The organism is Massilia sp. (genome assembly GCF_032106685.1).
Taxonomy (GTDB): Bacteria; Pseudomonadota; Gammaproteobacteria; order Burkholderiales; family Burkholderiaceae_D; genus Telluria.
In genome coordinates this window covers 10,344-26,856 of sequence record NZ_DAMCPG010000017.1, presented here as the reverse complement: position 1 = coordinate 26,856, position 16,513 = coordinate 10,344, and the positions used below count along the sequence as shown (strand labels likewise).

Here is a 16,513-nt window from a genome sequence, read left to right as displayed (position 1 = left end):
GAAGATGGCAACAGCCAAGAAATCCCCAGCAGCGCCCGCAAAGAAGGCCGCCGCAAAGCCGGCCGCCAAGCCTGCGGCGAAGAAGGCCGCAGCTCCTGCCAAGGCAGCAGCGCCGAAGGCCGCGGCAGCAAAGAAACCGGCTGTGGCACGCAAGCCGAACGCCGCTTTCATGAAAGAGCTGACGCCGTCGGCCGAACTGGCCGCAGTGGTCGGCAACAAGCCGCTGCCACGCACGGAAGTGACCAAGAAGGTCTGGGAATACATCAAGAAAGCGGACCTGCAGGCTGCAGACAACCGCCAGATGATCAACGCCGACGACAAGCTGAAAGCCGTCTTCGGTGGCAAGGCGCAAGTGTCGATGTTCGAAATGACCAAGCTCATTTCGAATCACCTGAAATAAAGAAAAGCCTGGCTGTCCAAAAGCCTGAACGTAAAAAGCCCCGATCGTGTGATCGGGGCTTTTTGTTTTTGGGTGGCGATAATCCGTAGGGTGGGCGGCTGTAACGCCGGTGGGTGAATATATGCGACGTGCGAGCCGCCCACGCGGTGATGGTTAGCGGTTCCGCGTTCGTACCGGATGATCTCGCCGCTAACGATCGCCGCGTGGGCGGCGCATACGTCGCGGATGATCACCCGTCATTGGCGGAGCCGCCCACCCTACTCACAACCCGAACGCCGCCTTCATCAGGTCGAACACGCGGGTATTCTCGATCGTGCCCTTGAACGGCGCGGAACCGGCGCCGGTCGCGTACAGCTTCACGTCGCCGCCGCCGTGCGATTCGCTCGACCAGCGCACGCCCGTCTCCTGGTGGTAGTCCTCGGACAGGGCGGTGGCGCTGTCGACGTCGGCGCGCACCTCCGGACGGTTCGGGCCGTTGCCGAAGACCAGGGTGGTAAACGTCTTGCCGTCGGCGTCGCGGGTCGGCTCGCCGTTGGCGTAGCCGCGCACGATGTCGAGCACCGGGTTGCCGCGCTTCGGATAGCCGTTCAGGACCATGGTGTGGTCGTGATCCGCGGTCACCACGATCAGGGTGTTCTCCAGGCCCGGGTCGAGCGCGCGCATGCGCTCCACCGCGGTCTGGATCGCCTCGTCGAAGGCCACCGTCTCGACCAGGGCGTTGCGCGCATTGGTGTCGTGCAGCGCGTGGTCGATCTTGCCGCCTTCGACCATCAGGAAGAAGCCCTTCGGGTTCGTCGACAGCAGTTCGATCGACTTGGCCGTCATCTCGGCCAGCGTCGGCTGTTCGGGACGGCGCTTCGACGCGTAGTCGAGATGGCTGTCGGCATAGATGCCGACGAACTTGCGGCCGGCGCGGGCGGACTGCATGTCGGCGCGGCTGTGGGCGACGAAGTAGCCGCGCGCGCCCAGTTCCGCGATCAGGTCGCGCCCGTCGCCGCGGCCCTTCGGATTGCGCTTCGCATCGAAAGGCGTGAAGTGGCTCTTCCCGCCGCCCATCAGGACGTCGACGCCATCCAGCAGGCGCGCGTTGTAGCCGGCGCCGCCCGGCACCACCTGCTGGGCGATCGCATGGCCCATGTCGCGGTCGCACACGTGGGCAAAGGTCGAGGCCGGGGTGGCGTGGGTCAGCTCGGTGGTGGTGACGGCGCCCACCGACTTGCCATTGGCCTTGGCCAGTTCCAGGATGGTCATCGGCGAGCTGCCGTTGTCCGCGCCGCAGCGGTCGATGCTGGCGTTGCCGTTGGCGTCCTTGGCGGGCGCCACCGGCTTGGCGTCCTTCATCGAGATCACGTCGTTGTTGATCTTCACGCCGGTCATGTAGGCGCCCATCGAGGGCGCGCTGTCGGTCACCTGGGCGTCGGCCGAATAGGTCTTGATGCGCGCGGTGCGGTCCAGGCGCTCGAAGTTCAGCAGGCCGTCCTCGCCGGCCTTGAAGATGCGCGCGGCGGTGATCGTGGTCGGGCCCATGCCGTCGCCGAGGAAGAAGATGATGTTCTTCGCCTGCGGCTTGGCAGTCGGGGCGGAAGACAGGCTCTGGGCTTGGGCGCCGGCGCCGAAGCAGGCCGCCAGCAGCAGCGCGGTGATGCGTTTCTTGTTCATTGCTTGCTCTCCTGCGGCGTTCACAGACCGGCCGCGGTCTTGATCAGGCTGAAGACGCGGGTATTGTCGATGGTCCCGCGGAACAGCTCGGCATTGGCGCCGATCGCGCCGAGATAGACGTCGGCGCCGCCGTGGGTCTCGGCGCCCGTGCGCGTGCGCACCACCGCTTCCTGGTGGTAGTCGTCGCCGGCCGCGATCTCGTCGGTCAGTTGCACGCCCTTGCGGCTGCCCTGCACCCGATGCTCGCCGGTGCCGAAGCCGAGGATGGTGAACGGCGCGCCGTCCTTGTCGAGACGGACCTTCCCGTCCGGCAGGCTGCGCACCAGGCCCAGCACGCCCGGGTTGGTCGGCGTGGTCTTGCCGGTGCGCGGCGAGTAGCCGTTGATCAGCAGGGTGTGGTCGTGGTCGGCGGTGGCCACGATCAGCGTGTTCTTCAGGCCCGGATCGATCGCCTGCATCTTGTCGATGGCGACCTTCAGGGCCGCGTTGTAGCTGACCGTTTCCTGCAGCGCGCGCTTGGCCAGGGTGGCGTGCAGCGCATGGTCGATCAGGCCGCCCTCCACCATCAGGAAGAAGCCGTCCGGGTTGCGCGACAGGATGTCGATCGCCTTGGCCGTCATGTCGGCCAGCGCCGGCTGCTGTTGCGCGTCGCGCGCGGCTTCATAGCTGAAGTGGTTCTGGGCGAACAGGCCGATGACCGGCTGCGCGGTCGCGGCCAGGGCCTGCATCTGCCGCGTGTCTGCGGCGTAGCGCCAGCCTTTCGCTTTCAGCTCTTCGACCAGGTTGCGGCCGTCGGCGCGCTTGCCGCCCTGCGCGACCGGGGCGAAGAACTGCGCGCCGCCGCCGAAGACGAGATCGAGGCCGCTCGCGCCGAGCGCCGCGTTGTAGCCGGCGCCGCCAGGCACCAGGCTGGCCGCGATGTCGGATTCGACCTTGCGGTGGCAGGCGTGGGCATAGGTCGCGGCCGGGGTGGCGTCGGTGACGCTGGTGGTGGTCACCACGCCGGCGGCCATGCCGCGCGCCTTGGCCAGTTCGGCCAGGGTCGGCACCGGACGCCCGTTCTCGCAGCGGCTCAGCTGCTTGTTGCCGTTGGCGTCCGCCACCGGGGAAATGGAGCGCGTGTCCGATGACATCGAGATCACGCCGTTGTTCTGCTTCACGCCGGTCATGTAGGCCGACATCGAGGCGGCGCTGTCGGTGACCTGGGCGTCGTTCGAGAAGGTCTTCACGAAGGCCGATTCCGGCAGCGTGTCGATGGTCAGCTCGCCCTCTTCGCCGACGGCGTAGATGCGAGCGGCGGTGAGGGTGTTGATGCCCATGCCGTCGCCGAGGAAGAAGATGACGTTCTTGGCGCGCGGCCCGGTATCGGCCTGGGTGGCGGCCGCCTGCAATGGCGCCTGCGTCGGGCCGGTCGACGCGCAACCGGCGAGCAGCGCCAGCAACAGCGGGCTGGCCCCGGCGAGAGTAGTCAATCGCATAGTTGAACCCTGGAACAGAAAGCGGGCAGTCTACACTGCAAACGCCGCGTGTGGCTCAATTGATATGTTGTCGTTTTGTAGGGCGCATGGCGGCGCCTGCAGGGTGGCGCAGCGATGCCGGGCGGGTCAGCGCGCCGCCACCGCCGCCGGGGTGAATTCCCACTTCTTCCACGCCGCCAGCACCGCGTTCGGGTACTGCGGCTTGCCGCGGCTGCCGTTGTAGCGGCCCAGCGCCAGGTAGAGGTTGCCGCGTTCCATGTCGATGTACATGCGCAGGATCGCGCAGCCGTAGCGCAGGTTGGTCTGCATGTGGAACAGCTTGCGGCGGTCGCTGTCGCCGATGACTTTTGTCCAGAACGGCATCACCTGCATGTAGCCGCGCGCGCCGGCGATCGACACCGCGTACTTGCGGTAGGCCGATTCGACCTGGATCAGGCCCAGCACCAGCCCCGGATCGAGCCCGGCGCGGGTTGCTTCGTACCAGGCCGCTTCCAGGAATTCGGTGCGCGAGAAATCGTCGGGGATGCGCTTTTTCAGGCGTCCCGACATTTCGTTGAACCATTGCTGGTAGCGCAGGCGCGCCGCCTCGTCGCGGAAGGTCGGCTTGGGCGGCCGCGCGTCGTTGATCGCATTCGACAGCGCCAGGCGTACGGAATCGGCCAGCGCCTCTTCCTTCTGGTTGCCGGCGTGCGCGGGGCTGCCTGCGAACGCCGCAACGAGGGTCACGGCAAGCGCAGCGGCGCCCAGCCGGGCGCGCGCCCGGCCGTGTACCTGCATCGGCTTCACTGGCCGAGTTTGCCTTTGATGAAGCCGGCGATGTCCGCCACCGGGACGGCGGTCGCCTCGGTGTCGCGGCGGCCCTGGTATTCCAGGTTGCCTTCCTTCAGGCCGCGCTCGCCGATGACGATGCGGTGCGGCACGCCGATCAGTTCCCAGTCGGCGAACATGGCGCCCGGGCGCAGGCCGCGGTCGTCGACGATCACGTCGACGCCAGCCGCCAGCAGTTCTTCGTACAGCTTCTCGGTCTGCTCCTTGACCATCTCGCTGCGGTCCAGGCCCATCGGGCACAGCACCAGCGTGAAGGGCGCGATCGCGTCCGGCCAGATGATGCCTTTGTCGTCGAAGTTCTGCTCGATCGCCGCGCCCAGGATGCGGGTCACGCCAATGCCGTAGCAGCCCATCTGCAGCGGCGCGGGTTTACCGGCTTCGTCCAGGAAGGTCGCTTCCATTGCCTGCGAATAGGCGGTGCCCAGCTGGAACACGTGGCCGACTTCGATGCCGCGTTCGATCGCCAGCACGCCCTTGCCGTCCGGCGAGGCGTCGCCCTCGACCACGTTGCGCAGGTCGGCCACCATCGGTTCCGGCAGGTCGCGGCCCCAGTTCACGCCGGCGATGTGGAAGTCGGCTTCGTTCGCGCCGCAGACGAAGTCGCTCATGTTCGCGACGGTGCGGTCGGCAACGATCTTCACCGGCAGCTTCGGGTTGACCGGACCGAGGTAGCCCGGCACGGTGCCGTAGACTTCCTGGATCTCGGCTTCGGTCGAGAAGCGGTAGGCGCCCAGGCCTTCGACCTTGTTGACCTTCACTTCGTTCAGCTCGTGGTCGCCGCGCAGCAGCAGCATCCAGTATTCCTTGCTGACCTTGCCGTCTTCTTCTTTTTCCACCGTCAGGGCGATGGTCTTGACGGTTTGCGACAGCGGCAGGCCGAGCAGTTCGGCAACCGATTCGCACTTGGTTTTGCCCGGGGTCGGCACCTTGTTCATTTCCTGGGTCGGCGCGCCGCGCGTGCCGATCGCCAGCGCCTCGGCCGCTTCCATGTTGGCCGCGTAGTCCGAGGTCGGGCAGTACACCAGCGCGTCTTCGCCGGTCGAGGCGATCACGTGGAATTCGTGCGAGCCGGTGCCGCCGATGGCGCCGTTGTCGGCCGCGACCGCGCGGAACTTCAGGCCAAAGCGGTTGAAGATGCGCACGTAGGCATCGAACATGACCTGGTAGGACTTCTGCATGCCTTCGAGGTCGCGGTCGAAGGAATAGGCGTCCTTCATCGTGAACTCGCGGCCGCGCATCAGGCCGAAGCGCGGACGGCGCTCGTCGCGGAACTTGGTCTGGATGTGGTAGAAGTTCAGCGGCAGTTGACGGTAGGACTTGATCTCGCTGCGCACGACGTCGGTGACGACTTCTTCCGAGGTCGGCTGGATGGCGTAGTCGCGGCCGTGGCGGTCCTTGACGCGCATCAGCTCCGGCCCCATCTTGTCCCAGCGGCCGGTTTCTTGCCACAGTTCGGCGGGTTGCACGACCGGCATCAGCAATTCGAGGGCGCCCGACTTGTTCATCTCTTCGCGAATGATGGCTTCGACCTTGCGGATCACCCGCAGGCCGGTCGGCATGTAGGTGTAGATGCCCGAGCCGAGGCGCTTGATCATCCCCGCCCGCATCATCAGTTTGTGGCTGACGATCTCGGCGTCGGATGGCGCTTCTTTAAGAGTTGAAATAAAAAATCGTGAGGCGCGCATATCGATGAATTCTTTTTAAAAAGAGAGGGTTATAATCGACCTAATTTTAAAGGATTAGCTGGCTGATGCGTCCAAACTTTGTACAAATGGGTCCGGAACACGCAGCCGCCGCCTTTTTCGTTATCGGAAGGCATGGCTGACACAAGGATTTGTAGGTAAAAACGCAAGGGACCAGACGCCGGCAGAAAGTTTCGAGGTGCACTTATGCTCGATCGTGAAGGGTTTCGCCCCAACGTCGGCATCATCCTGCTCAACGCCAACAACGAGGTGTGGTGGGGCAAGCGGGTGCGCGAGCACTCATGGCAGTTTCCGCAAGGGGGTATCAAGTACGGCGAGACGCCGGAACAGGCGATGTACCGCGAGCTCGAGGAAGAAATCGGCCTGCGCCAGGAGCACGTCAAGATCGTGGGCCGCACCCGCGACTGGCTGCGCTACGAGGTGCCCGACCACTTCATCAAGCGCGAGATCCGCGGCCATTACCGCGGCCAGAAGCAGATCTGGTTCCTGTTGCGCATGGTTGCGCGCGACAACGACGTCAACCTGCGCCTGACCGACCATCCGGAATTCGACGCCTGGCGCTGGCACGACTACTGGGTACCGCTGGACGTGGTTATCGAGTTCAAGCGCGATGTCTACCAGAAGGCGCTCCAGGAACTGTCGCGCTTCATCAGCTGGCCGGCGAACGGCGCCCACGGCGAACGCCGCCACAGCGCCCGCTACCTGCGCCAGCCGCGCGGCCAGGGCAACGCGTCCTCGACGGCAGCCAAGGCCATGGCCAAGGCACGCGAGACGGCGGCGGAACCGCAGTTGGTGCTGACACCGGAAAAATAGTTGCGGCGCTGACGCACCGTTGCTAAGGCATCCGCCGGAAGGTGTCGACAAGGCAAGCGCGCCGCGCGAGCGGCAGGGCTTGCCTTTTTCGTCTTCTTTGCCGTATTTATAACCCCATCCGGCGCCAACGCGCGATGCTCCATCGCGCTACAATGGCGCCCTTCCCTCACCGCATCCCATTCCAGCCATGTTCACCCCGTCCTCGCACGACGTGCGCCGTTTTTTCTGTGAAGCCTTCCGCAAGCAACGCGCCGGCGAAGTGCTGACGCCAATGGACGCCATCGCCGCCGACTGGATCGTCCAGCATCCCGAGTACCACGACGAACTGTTCGACGCAGAGGAAGCTGTCGCGCGCGACTATTCGGTCGAAGGCGGCAAGCCGAATCCCTTCCTGCACCTGTCGATGCACCTGTCGATCGCCGAACAGGTCTCGATCGACCAGCCGCGCGGCATCAAGGCCGCCCACGACCTGCTGGTGCAGAAGATCGGCGAGCACGACGCCCACCACGAGATCATGGAGTGCCTGGGCGAGATGATCTGGAAGTCGCAGCGCAACGGCGTGCCGCCGGATACCGAGGCCTACATCGAGTGCGTGCGCCGCCGGGCGACGCGGTAAACCTAGGGTGGGCGGCTTCGCCGCCCATGCGGGGATAGTCTGCAGCAGGATTATCCGTACGGCATCGGAGCCCGAATCGATCACCGCGTGGGCACGAGTGCCCACCCTACGTGATACGAAAAAAGCGGCCTAGGCCGCTTTTTCGTATCATATCTTCATCATCAGCCGAGCTTGTCGTCCGCCACGCGGTAACGCGGATCCTCCACCACGTTCACCTCGATCATGTCCTTCGCCTTGTCCAGCAGCTCGCGGCAGTCCGGGCTCAGGTGGCGCAGGTGCAAGCGCTTGCCCAGCGCGCGGTATTTCTCCGCCAGCGCGTCAATGGCCTGGATCGCCGAGTGGTCGACCACGCGCGCGTTGCGAAACTCGACCACCACGTCCTGCGGATCGTCCTTCGGCGCGAACAATTCGTTGAAGTTGGCGATCGAAGCGAAGAACAGCGTGCCCTGCAGCTCGTACACTTTCCAGCCCTGCGCGTCGACGCCCGTCTTCACCGCGACCTGCTTCGCGTGCTGCCATGCGAACACCAGCGCCGAGACGATCACGCCGACCAGCACCGCCAGCGCCAGGTCGAACACGAGCGTGATCGCCGCCACCAGCACCACCACGACCGTGTCGGCGCGCGGCACCTTGCCGATCATGCGGAACGTCCCCCACTCGAAGGTCTTCTCGCACACCACGAACATCACGCCGATCAGCGCCGCCAGCGGGATCTGCTCGATCCAGCCCGAGCCGAACAGGATGAAGGAGAGCAGGAACAGGGACGCCGCGATGCCCGACAGACGGCCATAGGCGCCGTTGTTCACGTTGATCATGCTCTGGCCGATCATCGCGCAGCCGCCCATCCCGCCGAAGAACGCGGTGACGACGTTGGCCGCGCCCTGGGCCATGCACTCGCGGTTCGGTTGGCCGCGGGTCTCGGTGATCTCGTCGACCAGGGTCAGCGTCAGCAGCGACTCGATCAGGCCGACGCCGGCCAGCACCAGCGAGTACGGGAACACGATTTTCAGGGTCTCGAGATTGAACGGCACGTCGGGAATGGCGAACGCCGGCAGGCCGCCGCCGATCGAACCGAGGTCGCCGACGGTCTTCGACTCGATCCCCAGCAGCGCCGCGCCGAGCGTGACCACCAGGATGCCGACCAGGGTCGCCGGCACCGCCTTCGTGATGCGCGGCGTGACGTAGATGACGGCCATGGTCGCGGCGACCAGGCCGAGCATGGTGAACAGCTGGGCGCCCTGCATCCACTGCCCATCCACCTTGAAATGCCCGAACTGGGCGATGAAGATCACCAGCGCCAGGCCGTTCACGAAGCCGAGCATGACCGGATACGGCACCATGCGGATGAATTTGCCGAGCCGCGCGGCGGCGAACAGCATCTGCAGGATGCCCATCAGGACGATCGCCGCGAACAGGTACTGCACGCCATGCTCGACGACCAGCGCCACCATCACCACGGCCAGCGCCCCGGCCGCGCCCGAGATCATGCCGGGCCGGCCGCCGAAGGCCGAGGTGATGAAGGAGACCAGCACCGCGGCGTACAGGCCGGTGAGCGGAGACACATGGGCGACCAGCGCAAAGGCGATCGCTTCGGGAACCAGGGCCAGGGCGACGGTCAGGCCGCTGAGCAGGTTGGTTTTCAGGTAGGCAGGTGAGACGGACTGCAAAATTGACACTCCAGCAAAAGACGCAAGCGCTTGAAAAACGAAATCCCCCGGAGCAGCCTGGCGGCCGGCTTCGGGGGATCAATTCAGGGACGTATTATATGTCGGGAGCGCCTCGTAGTCCTGTAGGGTGGGCACTCCGTGCCCACGCGGACGCGTGAGCGGTGTTTGCAACGGCCTGTGTACTACCGCGAGCAAGCCACGCAAGTATCAAATGGATCAGCTGCTCACTTGTCCAAGCCGCGTTCCTGCATGTGTTTCGACACGAAGACAGCCGCGACCGTGCGGGCTTTCGCGTGGGCACGGGTGCCCACCCTACAGAACCGCCGACGGTTTATTTGCTCACCACCAGCTGCGACGGCAGGCTGGCCAGGTAAGCGCCGATGTCGATCATGTCCTGGTTCGACAGCGGCTTGGCGAAGCCCGCCATGATCGGGTTGCTGCGGCCGTTGGTCTGGTCGCCGCCGCGTTTATACGCATTCAGGGCGTGGGCGATGTAGTCGGCGTGCTGGCCGGCCAGCTTCGGGTAGCTCGGGTCGATCGGCTTGTTGAAGTCAGCGCCGTGGCAGGAAGCGCAGTTGTACTTCTTGGTCAGCTCTTCGCCGCGCTTGACGTCGGCTGCGGCGGCCAAGGTGGTAACAGAAGCGGAGACGGCGCCGAGGGCCAGCGCGATGATCAGTTTTTTCATGGCGGCTGTCCTCACTTGCGGTTCTGGGCGGTCTGCTGCGAATAATACGCGGCGACGTCGGCGATGTCCTGGTCGGACAGGCTGGCGGCGATGCCGCGCATCGACGGATGCTTGCGGTCGCCCTTCTTGTACGCGTGCAGCGCGGCTTCGATGTACTTGGCCGACTGACCACCGATCATCGGCACTTGATAAACCTCGGGGAAGGCGGACTTGTAGCCGGGAATGCCGTGACAGCCGATGCACATTTCGATCTTGGCTGGCGCGGCCTTCGGGTTGCCGACGACGTCCGCAGCCGACGCAGCGCCGGCGCAAGCGCCCAGGACGAGTACAGCTAAAAGTTTTTTCATGGTGGGAATCGCAAAAGTTGTAATCGAATACCGCTACCGCACAAAAACCACTACCGCAAAACATTAGCAAAAGTACCAACCGTCCGATTCTAGCCCAACAAAAGATTGCAGTCCACCAACGTCGTGCGCCCCTCCCGCCGGCTTTCAGGTTCTGGCATATACTCAAGATTTCCTCTCTCACCACAGACGCCCATGCAAGCCCAAGCCCGCTTCGAAGGAACCGACAGCTACGTCGCCACCGATGACCTGAAACTGGCCGTGAACGCCGCCCTGACGCTGGCGCGCCCGCTCCTGATCAAGGGCGAGCCGGGCACCGGCAAGACCATGCTGGCCGAAGAGGTGGCGGCCGCGCTCAACATGCCGCTGCTGCAATGGCACGTGAAGTCGACCACCAAGGCCCAGCAGGGCCTGTACGAATACGACGCCGTCTCGCGCCTGCGCGACTCGCAACTGGGCGACGAGCGCGTGCGCGACATCCACAACTACATCGTCAAGGGCGTGCTGTGGCAGGCCTTCACGTCGCCGGAACCAGTGGTGCTGCTGATCGACGAGATCGACAAGGCCGACATCGAATTCCCGAACGACCTGCTGCGCGAACTGGACCGCATGGAGTTCTACGTCTACGAGACGCGCGAGATGGTGGTGGCGAAGCACCGCCCGCTGGTGATCATCACCTCGAACAACGAGAAGGAACTGCCGGACGCCTTCCTGCGCCGCTGCTTCTTCCACTACATCAAATTCCCGGACCGCGAGACCATGGCCGACATCGTCCAGGTCCACTTCCCGCGCCTGAAGCAGGACCTGCTGGCCGCCGCCCTGCAGAGCTTCTACGAAGTGCGCGACGTCCCCGGCATCAAGAAGAAGCCCTCGACCTCGGAATTCCTCGACTGGCTCAAACTCCTGATGGCCGAGGACATCCCGGCCGAAGCCCTGCGCAGTAAAGATGCGAAGGCCGTGGTGCCGCCGCTGCACGGCGCCCTGCTCAAGAACGAGCAGGACGTGCACCTGTTCGAGCGCCTGGTCTACATGTCGAGGACCAATCGATGACGGTCACGCGAGTCGCGGTCGAACCGACCGTGCTCGAATTCAACGGCGTGCGCCTGGAACCCTTGAGCCTGGAGCACGTCGAAGGCCTGCGCGCGGCCGCCGCCGACGGAGCATTGTGGAACCTGCGCGTGACCTCGGTGCCCGAGCCGCACCGCACGCAAGCCTACGTCCACGCCGCGCTCGAGACGCCGAACCGCCTCGCCTTCGCGGTCTGCGACGCCTCGAGCGGCAGGGTGCTGGGCAGCACCAGCTACCACGACATCGTGCCCGAGATCGGCCGCGTCGAGATCGGCTACACCTGGTATGCGAAACGCGTCCAGCGCAGCCACGTGAACACCAGCTGCAAGCTGCTGCTCCTGTCGCACGCCTTCGACACCCTGGGCTGCTCGGTCGTCGGCCTGCGCACCGATAATTTCAACCACGCCTCGCAGGCAGCCATCGAGCGCCTGGGCGCCAGGAAGGATGGCGTGATCCGCCACCACGGCCTGCGCCGCGACGGCACCGTGCGCGATACCGTCATGTACAGCATCGCGCGCGGCGAATGGCCCGAGATCAAGGCCCACCTGCACGACCGACTGAACCGCCACGCCGGATGACAGCATGCTGATCGACTTCTTTTTCGCGCTGCGCAACGCCAAGGTCCCGGTCTCGATCAAGGAATTCTTGACCCTGCTCGAGGCCCTGGAGAAAAGCGTCATCGCACCCTCCCTCGACGAGTTCTACTACCTGGCGCGCCTGACCCTAGTGAAGGACGAGGCCCATTTCGACAAGTTCGACCGCGCCTTCGGCGCCTACTTCAAGGGCATCGAGGCCGTCTTCGATACAAGCAAGGGCGAGATCCCGCTCGACTGGCTGATCAAGCGCATGGAGCGCGAGCTGACGCCCGAGCAGAAGGCGGCGCTGGAGAAATTCGGCTACGACAAGCTGATGGACCGCCTGAACGAGCTGCTGAAGGAGCAGAAGGAACGCCACGAGGGCGGCAACAAATGGATCGGCACCGGCGGCACTTCGCCTTTCGGCCATGGCGGCACCAACCCGGAAGGCATCCGCATCGGCGGCCAGGGCCGCAACCGCACGGCGGTGAAAGTCTGGGACCAGCGCAGCTACAAGGACTACGACGACGAGCGCGAACTGGGCACGCGCAACATCAAGGTCGCGCTGCGCCGCCTGCGCCGCTTCGCGCGCCATGGCGCGCTCGATGAACTGGCGCTGGACGACACCATCAGGGCCACCGCCAGCAACGCCGGCTACCTCGACATCCGCATGCAGCCCGAGCGCAAGAACCGCATCAAGGTGGTGATGCTGCTGGACGTGGGCGGCACCATGGACGACCACATCGAGCGCACCGAGGAACTGTTCTCGGCGGCGAAGAGCGAGTTCAAGAACATGGAGTTCTATTACTTCCACAACTGCGTCTACGACTACCTGTGGAAGAACAACCGGCGCCGCCACGCGGAGCGCTTCCCGACCTGGGACGTGCTGCGCAAGTACCCGCCCGACACCCGCATCATCTTCGTGGGCGACGCCACCATGAGTCCTTACGAGGTCATGGCCCCCGGCGGCTCGGTCGAGTACAACAACGAGGAAGCCGGCGCCGAATGGCTGGCGCGCTTCTGCAACGCCTTCCCGAAGTTCGCCTGGCTCAACCCCGAGCCGGAACACCTGTGGCAGTACCGCCAGTCGATCGCGATCATCCGCCAGATCATGAACAACCGCATGTTCCCGGTCACGCTCGAAGGGCTGGAGCGGGCGATGCGGCTGCTGAGCAATTAAATTCAGAGCGTAGGGTGGGGTCATTGATGTCCCCGGCATCAATGACCCCACCCTACAAAATCAACCGCGCGCCCGCAGCGCGTTGCGCACCACGTACAAGCCCACCACGTCGATCGCGACGTGCACCAGCACCGCCGCCAGCAGGCCCACGTACTGGTAGATGAAGCCCAGCGCCACGCTGACGACGAACACGCCGCCCGCCTGCACCAGGGTCGCGCGGTCGAGCTTGCGGAACTGGTAGACCGGCGTATGCGTCAGCAGGAAGACGATCGAGGTGATCCAGACGCCCAGCAGCGGCTGCAGGGCGGCGCGAAACAGCAGCTCCTCGCCGATCCCGGCGGCGACGCTGATCCAGACCGGATTCAGGCCCGACAGATCGAGGCGCGAATAGGCCACGATCGTCTTGCGGGTCGCTTCCGATTGCGCCGTCAGGCGAAAGCTCACGTAGGACCCGACCGCCGCCAGCGCCGACAGGCCCAGGCCGAACAGCAATTGCTGGCCCGTACCCATCGGTCCGCTCAATACCGACAAAGGATCATCCTGCGCTATGAAGATGACCAGGGCGGCGACGATGCAGAAGATCACGCAGGTAAGAAGCTGGGCGGTCAGGCGGATCGGCGGACGGGCTTGCGGCTGGATAGTTGGTTGTGCGGACATGTTCGGGAAGACGTCAACGCGCGGCTGACGGGTGAGAGGATCGGCGGCGCTCGGGCCGGATGGCAGTCCAGTGAGGACATGGCCCGCCATTCTAGCCAGCAGCGCGGCCGCTGACAACGCAGTCTTCCGCCAGCCCCGCATCCCGTCTCGCATCCCGTCTCGCATCTCGTCTGTTAGTGCGAGCACGGACGCCATCGCTGTAAATATTAATATCAAGACAAGCCGCATCACCCTGGCGAACCCAATCGTGCGCGCGGCGCCTGCTTGTAGTATTTACCAACCCGTTCGCTTCGCCCCTTGAGGAGATTGCATGCCCGACCTGCCGACCGTCCTGACCAGCCTCGCATGGCCCTTCACCATCGCCATCGCCTGGATAGCCGGGGAATTCGGCCAGCGGTTCACGGGCTTGCCGCGCATTAGTTTTTACGGACTGGTCGGCTTCGCGCTGGCCGGGCCGCAGCTCGGCATCCTGCCCGCGCCCGACGCCGGGCCGGTGTCGATGCTGGCCGACGTCGCCTTCGGCTTGATCCTGTTCGAGCTCGGCTACCGCATCAACCTGCGCTGGCTGCGTTCCAATCCGTGGATCGGCATCGCCGGCGTGGTCGAATCGGTCGCCACCTTCGTCGCCGTCTACCTGATCGCGATCGCCTTCGACACGCCGCAGCTGACCGCGCTGATGCTGGCATCGCTCTCGATGGCGACCTCGCCCGCCACCGTGGTGCGGGTGATCAACGAGCAGCGCAGCTCGGGCCAGGTCACCGAACGCGTGCTGCACCTGTCGGCCCAGAACTGCGTGCTGGCGGTGTTCGCCTTCAATGCCGTGATCGGCTTCTGGATCTTCCGCACCTTCGAGGATATCGGCGACGCGATCTGGAACAGCCTGGTGCTGCTGGCGGTGTCCGCACTCACCGGCGCCGTGTTCGGGCTGCTGGTGCCGGCGCTGCTGCGCGCGATCGGCAACCCGCGCCACGACGCCACCGTCGCGTTCGCGATCGCGGTGGTGCTGCTGGTGGCGATTTCCTATGCCGGCGGCCTGTCGCCGGTGGTGGCCACCCTCGCCTTCGGGCTGGTGGCGCGCCACCGCCGCGTTGCCTTCAGCCAGGCCCAGCGCAATTTCGGCGCGCTCGGCGAACTGCTGACGGTGCTGCTGTTCGTGTTCGCCGCCTCGACCCTCGACTGGCGCGAAGTCGCCGCCGGCGGCGTGCTGGCCGTGGTTTTGGTACTGGCGCGCCTGGTCACCAAGACCGCCGGCGTCACCGCCTTCGCCCACTTGTCCGGCATCTCCTGGCGCAAGGGCTTCCTGGCCGGGGTGGCGCTGGCGCCCTTGTCCGTGTTCGTCATCCTGCTGCTCGAGCACGCGCGCCTGGCCGGCGTGCACGTGGTCGACGAGCTGCGCGCGGTGGCGGCGGTGACGATGCTGCTCGAAGTGTTCGGCCCGATCATCATCCAGCGCGCCCTGGTGTGGGCGCGCGAAGCACCGGAGATCCGCCATGCCGCTTGAACCCTTTGCCCAATCGACGCCGCTCACCTTCGGGGTCGAGCTCGAACTGCAGTTGGTCAGCCTGTCCGACTTCGACCTGACGGCGGCCAGCCCCGATTTGCTGCACCTGCTGTCGCGCAAGCCCTTCCCCGGCAACGTGACGCCGGAAATCACCGAGAGCATGATCGAGATTAACTCCAGCGTGCACTCGGCCTACGGCCCGCTGCTGGCCGAACTGCTGGAGATCCGCGACACGCTGGTAACCGCCGGCGACACCCTGAATATCGGCATCGCCGGCGGCGGCACCCACCCCTTCCAGCACTGGTCGGAGCAGAAGATCTTCGCGAAACCGCGCTTCGAACATCTGTCCTCGCTGTACGGCTACCTGGCCAAGCAGTTCACCGTGTTCGGCCAGCACGTGCACATCGGTTGCGGCAACGGCGACAACGCCATGTACCTGCTGCACGCCCTGAACCGCTACATCCCCCACTTCATCGCGCTGTCGGCCTCGTCTCCCTTCGTGCAGGGCCACGACAGCCTGTTCGATTCGGCGCGCCTGAATTCCGTGTTCGCCTTCCCGATGAGCGGACGCGCGCCCTTCACGCTGAGCTGGAGCGATTTCGAGTCGGCGTATTTCGCCAAGATGGAGCGCACCGGCATCATCAAGAGCATGAAGGATTTCTACTGGGACCTGCGTCCGAAACCCGAGTACGGCACCATCGAGCTGCGCGTGTGCGACACGCCGCTGACGGTGCAGCGCGCCGCGGCCCTGGCGGCCTACCTGCAGGCACTGTGCAGCCATCTCCTGCACCGCAGCGAGAAGGCGCCGAGCGATGACGACTACCTCGTCTACAACTACAACCGCTTCCAGGCCTGCCGCTTCGGGCTGGACGGCTCGCTCACCCACCCGAAGACCTACGAGACGGTGTCGCTGCGCGAGGACATCCTCGCCACCCTGGGCAGGATGGAACCCTACGCCGACACGCTGGGCAGCCTGGACGCCCTGCGGCACCTGGCCGCGGCGGCCGCCGGCGGCAGCGACGCCAGCCTGCTGCGCCAGCAGTACGAGCGCGAAGGCAGCGTCGAGGCGATCGTGCATGCGGCGATCAACCGGTTCCGGGGCGAGCGAAGGTTCTGGCGGCGGTAGGCCGTTATCGGCTCCGTCATCGGGCGCGATGATCTTGCTGCTGACTATCACCGCGTGGGCGGCGCAAGCGGTGCGGATGATCATCGGTCCCGGATGGAGCCGTCCACCCTACGCCGCGTGACCCGTAGGGTGGGCGGCTCTGCCGCCCACGCGGTGATCGTTATCGGCTCCGTCATCGGGCGCGATGATCTTGCTGCTGACTATCACCGCGTG

General features: G+C 65.3%; 16 protein-coding genes. 8 read left to right on the top strand and 8 right to left on the bottom strand.

The features are described 5' to 3' along the window. Positions 1–4 precede the first annotated feature (4 nt). A complete protein-coding gene (locus RT688_RS11655; protein ID WP_313705045.1) occupies positions 5–400 on the top strand; it encodes an SWIB/MDM2 domain-containing protein in 396 nt (131 codons plus the stop codon). Positions 401–661: 261 nt separating this feature from the next. Here RT688_RS11655 and RT688_RS11650 read toward each other — a convergent pair whose 3' ends face one another. The 4 genes from RT688_RS11650 to RT688_RS11635 form a co-directional block, all read right to left on the bottom strand. Continuing rightward, positions 662–2,059: an alkaline phosphatase gene (locus RT688_RS11650; RefSeq protein WP_313705044.1), complete on the bottom strand. Its 1,398-nt coding sequence runs from the start codon at positions 2,057–2,059 to the stop codon at positions 662–664. A 20-nt stretch (positions 2,060–2,079) separates the two neighbouring features. Further along, positions 2,080–3,537, bottom strand: a complete 1,458-nt coding sequence (locus RT688_RS11645; RefSeq protein ID WP_313705043.1) for an alkaline phosphatase — start codon at positions 3,535–3,537, stop codon at positions 2,080–2,082. Between the two features lie 126 nt (positions 3,538–3,663). Further along, the gene (locus RT688_RS11640; RefSeq protein WP_313705042.1) at positions 3,664–4,314 is read right to left on the bottom strand and encodes a lytic transglycosylase domain-containing protein; all 651 of its coding nucleotides are present in this window, start codon (positions 4,312–4,314) and stop codon (positions 3,664–3,666) included. A 5-nt stretch (positions 4,315–4,319) separates the two neighbouring features. Continuing rightward, positions 4,320–6,050 (bottom strand): proline--tRNA ligase, encoded by a 1,731-nt coding sequence (locus tag RT688_RS11635; protein ID WP_313705041.1) that lies wholly within the window; start codon positions 6,048–6,050, stop codon positions 4,320–4,322. A 204-nt stretch (positions 6,051–6,254) separates the two neighbouring features. Here RT688_RS11635 and RT688_RS11630 point away from each other — a divergent pair, with 204 nt between their 5' ends. Together RT688_RS11630 and RT688_RS11625 are read left to right on the top strand one after the other, a co-directional pair. Beyond that, on the top strand, positions 6,255–6,881 hold the full coding sequence (locus RT688_RS11630; protein WP_313705040.1) for an RNA pyrophosphohydrolase: 627 nt from the start codon (positions 6,255–6,257) through the stop codon (positions 6,879–6,881). Positions 6,882–7,068: 187 nt separating this feature from the next. Further along, the gene (locus RT688_RS11625) at positions 7,069–7,497 is read left to right on the top strand and encodes a DUF1841 family protein (protein WP_312547686.1); all 429 of its coding nucleotides are present in this window, start codon (positions 7,069–7,071) and stop codon (positions 7,495–7,497) included. A gap of 161 nt (positions 7,498–7,658) precedes the next feature. On the opposite strand, the gene RT688_RS11620 is transcribed toward RT688_RS11625, so the two are convergent. The 3 genes from RT688_RS11620 to RT688_RS11610 form a co-directional block, all read right to left on the bottom strand. Continuing rightward, positions 7,659–9,164: a SulP family inorganic anion transporter gene (locus RT688_RS11620; RefSeq protein ID WP_313705039.1), complete on the bottom strand. Its 1,506-nt coding sequence runs from the start codon at positions 9,162–9,164 to the stop codon at positions 7,659–7,661. A gap of 331 nt (positions 9,165–9,495) precedes the next feature. Next, on the bottom strand, positions 9,496–9,849 hold the full coding sequence (locus RT688_RS11615) for a cytochrome c (RefSeq protein WP_313705038.1): 354 nt from the start codon (positions 9,847–9,849) through the stop codon (positions 9,496–9,498). Between the two features lie 11 nt (positions 9,850–9,860). Further along, on the bottom strand, positions 9,861–10,196 hold the full coding sequence (locus RT688_RS11610; RefSeq protein WP_313705037.1) for a cytochrome c: 336 nt from the start codon (positions 10,194–10,196) through the stop codon (positions 9,861–9,863). 192 nt (positions 10,197–10,388) lie between these two features. Here RT688_RS11610 and RT688_RS11605 point away from each other — a divergent pair, with 192 nt between their 5' ends. The 3 genes from RT688_RS11605 to RT688_RS11595 are packed head-to-tail and all read left to right on the top strand — an operon-like array spanning position 10,389 to position 13,016. Further along, on the top strand, positions 10,389–11,243 hold the full coding sequence (locus tag RT688_RS11605) for a MoxR family ATPase (protein WP_313705036.1): 855 nt from the start codon (positions 10,389–10,391) through the stop codon (positions 11,241–11,243). Next, positions 11,240–11,839, top strand: a complete 600-nt coding sequence (locus RT688_RS11600) for a GNAT family protein (protein WP_313705035.1) — start codon at positions 11,240–11,242, stop codon at positions 11,837–11,839. Before RT688_RS11605 ends, RT688_RS11600 begins: the two co-directional genes overlap by 4 nt. Before the next feature lie 4 nt (positions 11,840–11,843). Next, on the top strand, positions 11,844–13,016 hold the full coding sequence (locus RT688_RS11595) for a hypothetical protein (RefSeq protein WP_313705034.1): 1,173 nt from the start codon (positions 11,844–11,846) through the stop codon (positions 13,014–13,016). Positions 13,017–13,076: 60 nt separating this feature from the next. Here the strand turns inward: RT688_RS11595 and RT688_RS11590 are convergent, their stop codons facing one another. Next, positions 13,077–13,673, bottom strand: coding sequence for a CPBP family intramembrane glutamic endopeptidase (locus RT688_RS11590; RefSeq protein ID WP_313705033.1), 597 nt, complete (start codon positions 13,671–13,673; stop codon positions 13,077–13,079). A 310-nt stretch (positions 13,674–13,983) separates the two neighbouring features. On the opposite strand from RT688_RS11590, the gene RT688_RS11585 reads away from it, so the two are divergent. Next, a complete protein-coding gene (locus RT688_RS11585) occupies positions 13,984–15,174 on the top strand; it encodes a cation:proton antiporter (protein ID WP_313705032.1) in 1,191 nt (396 codons plus the stop codon). Next, on the top strand, positions 15,164–16,300 hold the full coding sequence (locus tag RT688_RS11580; RefSeq protein WP_313705031.1) for a YbdK family carboxylate-amine ligase: 1,137 nt from the start codon (positions 15,164–15,166) through the stop codon (positions 16,298–16,300). The genes RT688_RS11585 and RT688_RS11580 overlap by 11 nt, the downstream gene beginning before the upstream one ends. Positions 16,301–16,513: the final 213 nt, after the last annotated feature.

Excerpts from the sequence above, each read along its gene's own strand:
- RT688_RS11605 (WP_313705036.1), top strand. The coding sequence starts at position 10,389 with ATGCAAGCCCAAGCCCGCTTCGAAGGAACCGACAGCTACGTCGCCACC.
- RT688_RS11585 (WP_313705032.1), top strand. The coding sequence starts at position 13,984 with ATGCCCGACCTGCCGACCGTCCTGACCAGCCTCGCATGGCCCTTCACC.
- RT688_RS11580 (WP_313705031.1), top strand. The coding sequence starts at position 15,164 with ATGCCGCTTGAACCCTTTGCCCAATCGACGCCGCTCACCTTCGGGGTC.
- RT688_RS11645 (WP_313705043.1), bottom strand. The coding sequence starts at position 3,537 with ATGCGATTGACTACTCTCGCCGGGGCCAGCCCGCTGTTGCTGGCGCTG.
- RT688_RS11640 (WP_313705042.1), bottom strand. The coding sequence starts at position 4,314 with ATGCAGGTACACGGCCGGGCGCGCGCCCGGCTGGGCGCCGCTGCGCTT.
- RT688_RS11590 (WP_313705033.1), bottom strand. The coding sequence starts at position 13,673 with ATGTCCGCACAACCAACTATCCAGCCGCAAGCCCGTCCGCCGATCCGC.
- RT688_RS11655 (WP_313705045.1), top strand. The coding sequence starts at position 5 with ATGGCAACAGCCAAGAAATCCCCAGCAGCGCCCGCAAAGAAGGCCGCC.
- RT688_RS11615 (WP_313705038.1), bottom strand. The coding sequence starts at position 9,849 with ATGAAAAAACTGATCATCGCGCTGGCCCTCGGCGCCGTCTCCGCTTCT.
- RT688_RS11650 (WP_313705044.1), bottom strand. The coding sequence starts at position 2,059 with ATGAACAAGAAACGCATCACCGCGCTGCTGCTGGCGGCCTGCTTCGGC.
- RT688_RS11610 (WP_313705037.1), bottom strand. The coding sequence starts at position 10,196 with ATGAAAAAACTTTTAGCTGTACTCGTCCTGGGCGCTTGCGCCGGCGCT.
- RT688_RS11635 (WP_313705041.1), bottom strand. The coding sequence starts at position 6,050 with ATGCGCGCCTCACGATTTTTTATTTCAACTCTTAAAGAAGCGCCATCC.
- RT688_RS11625 (WP_312547686.1), top strand. The coding sequence starts at position 7,069 with ATGTTCACCCCGTCCTCGCACGACGTGCGCCGTTTTTTCTGTGAAGCC.
- RT688_RS11630 (WP_313705040.1), top strand. The coding sequence starts at position 6,255 with ATGCTCGATCGTGAAGGGTTTCGCCCCAACGTCGGCATCATCCTGCTC.
- RT688_RS11600 (WP_313705035.1), top strand. The coding sequence starts at position 11,240 with ATGACGGTCACGCGAGTCGCGGTCGAACCGACCGTGCTCGAATTCAAC.
- RT688_RS11595 (WP_313705034.1), top strand. The coding sequence starts at position 11,844 with ATGCTGATCGACTTCTTTTTCGCGCTGCGCAACGCCAAGGTCCCGGTC.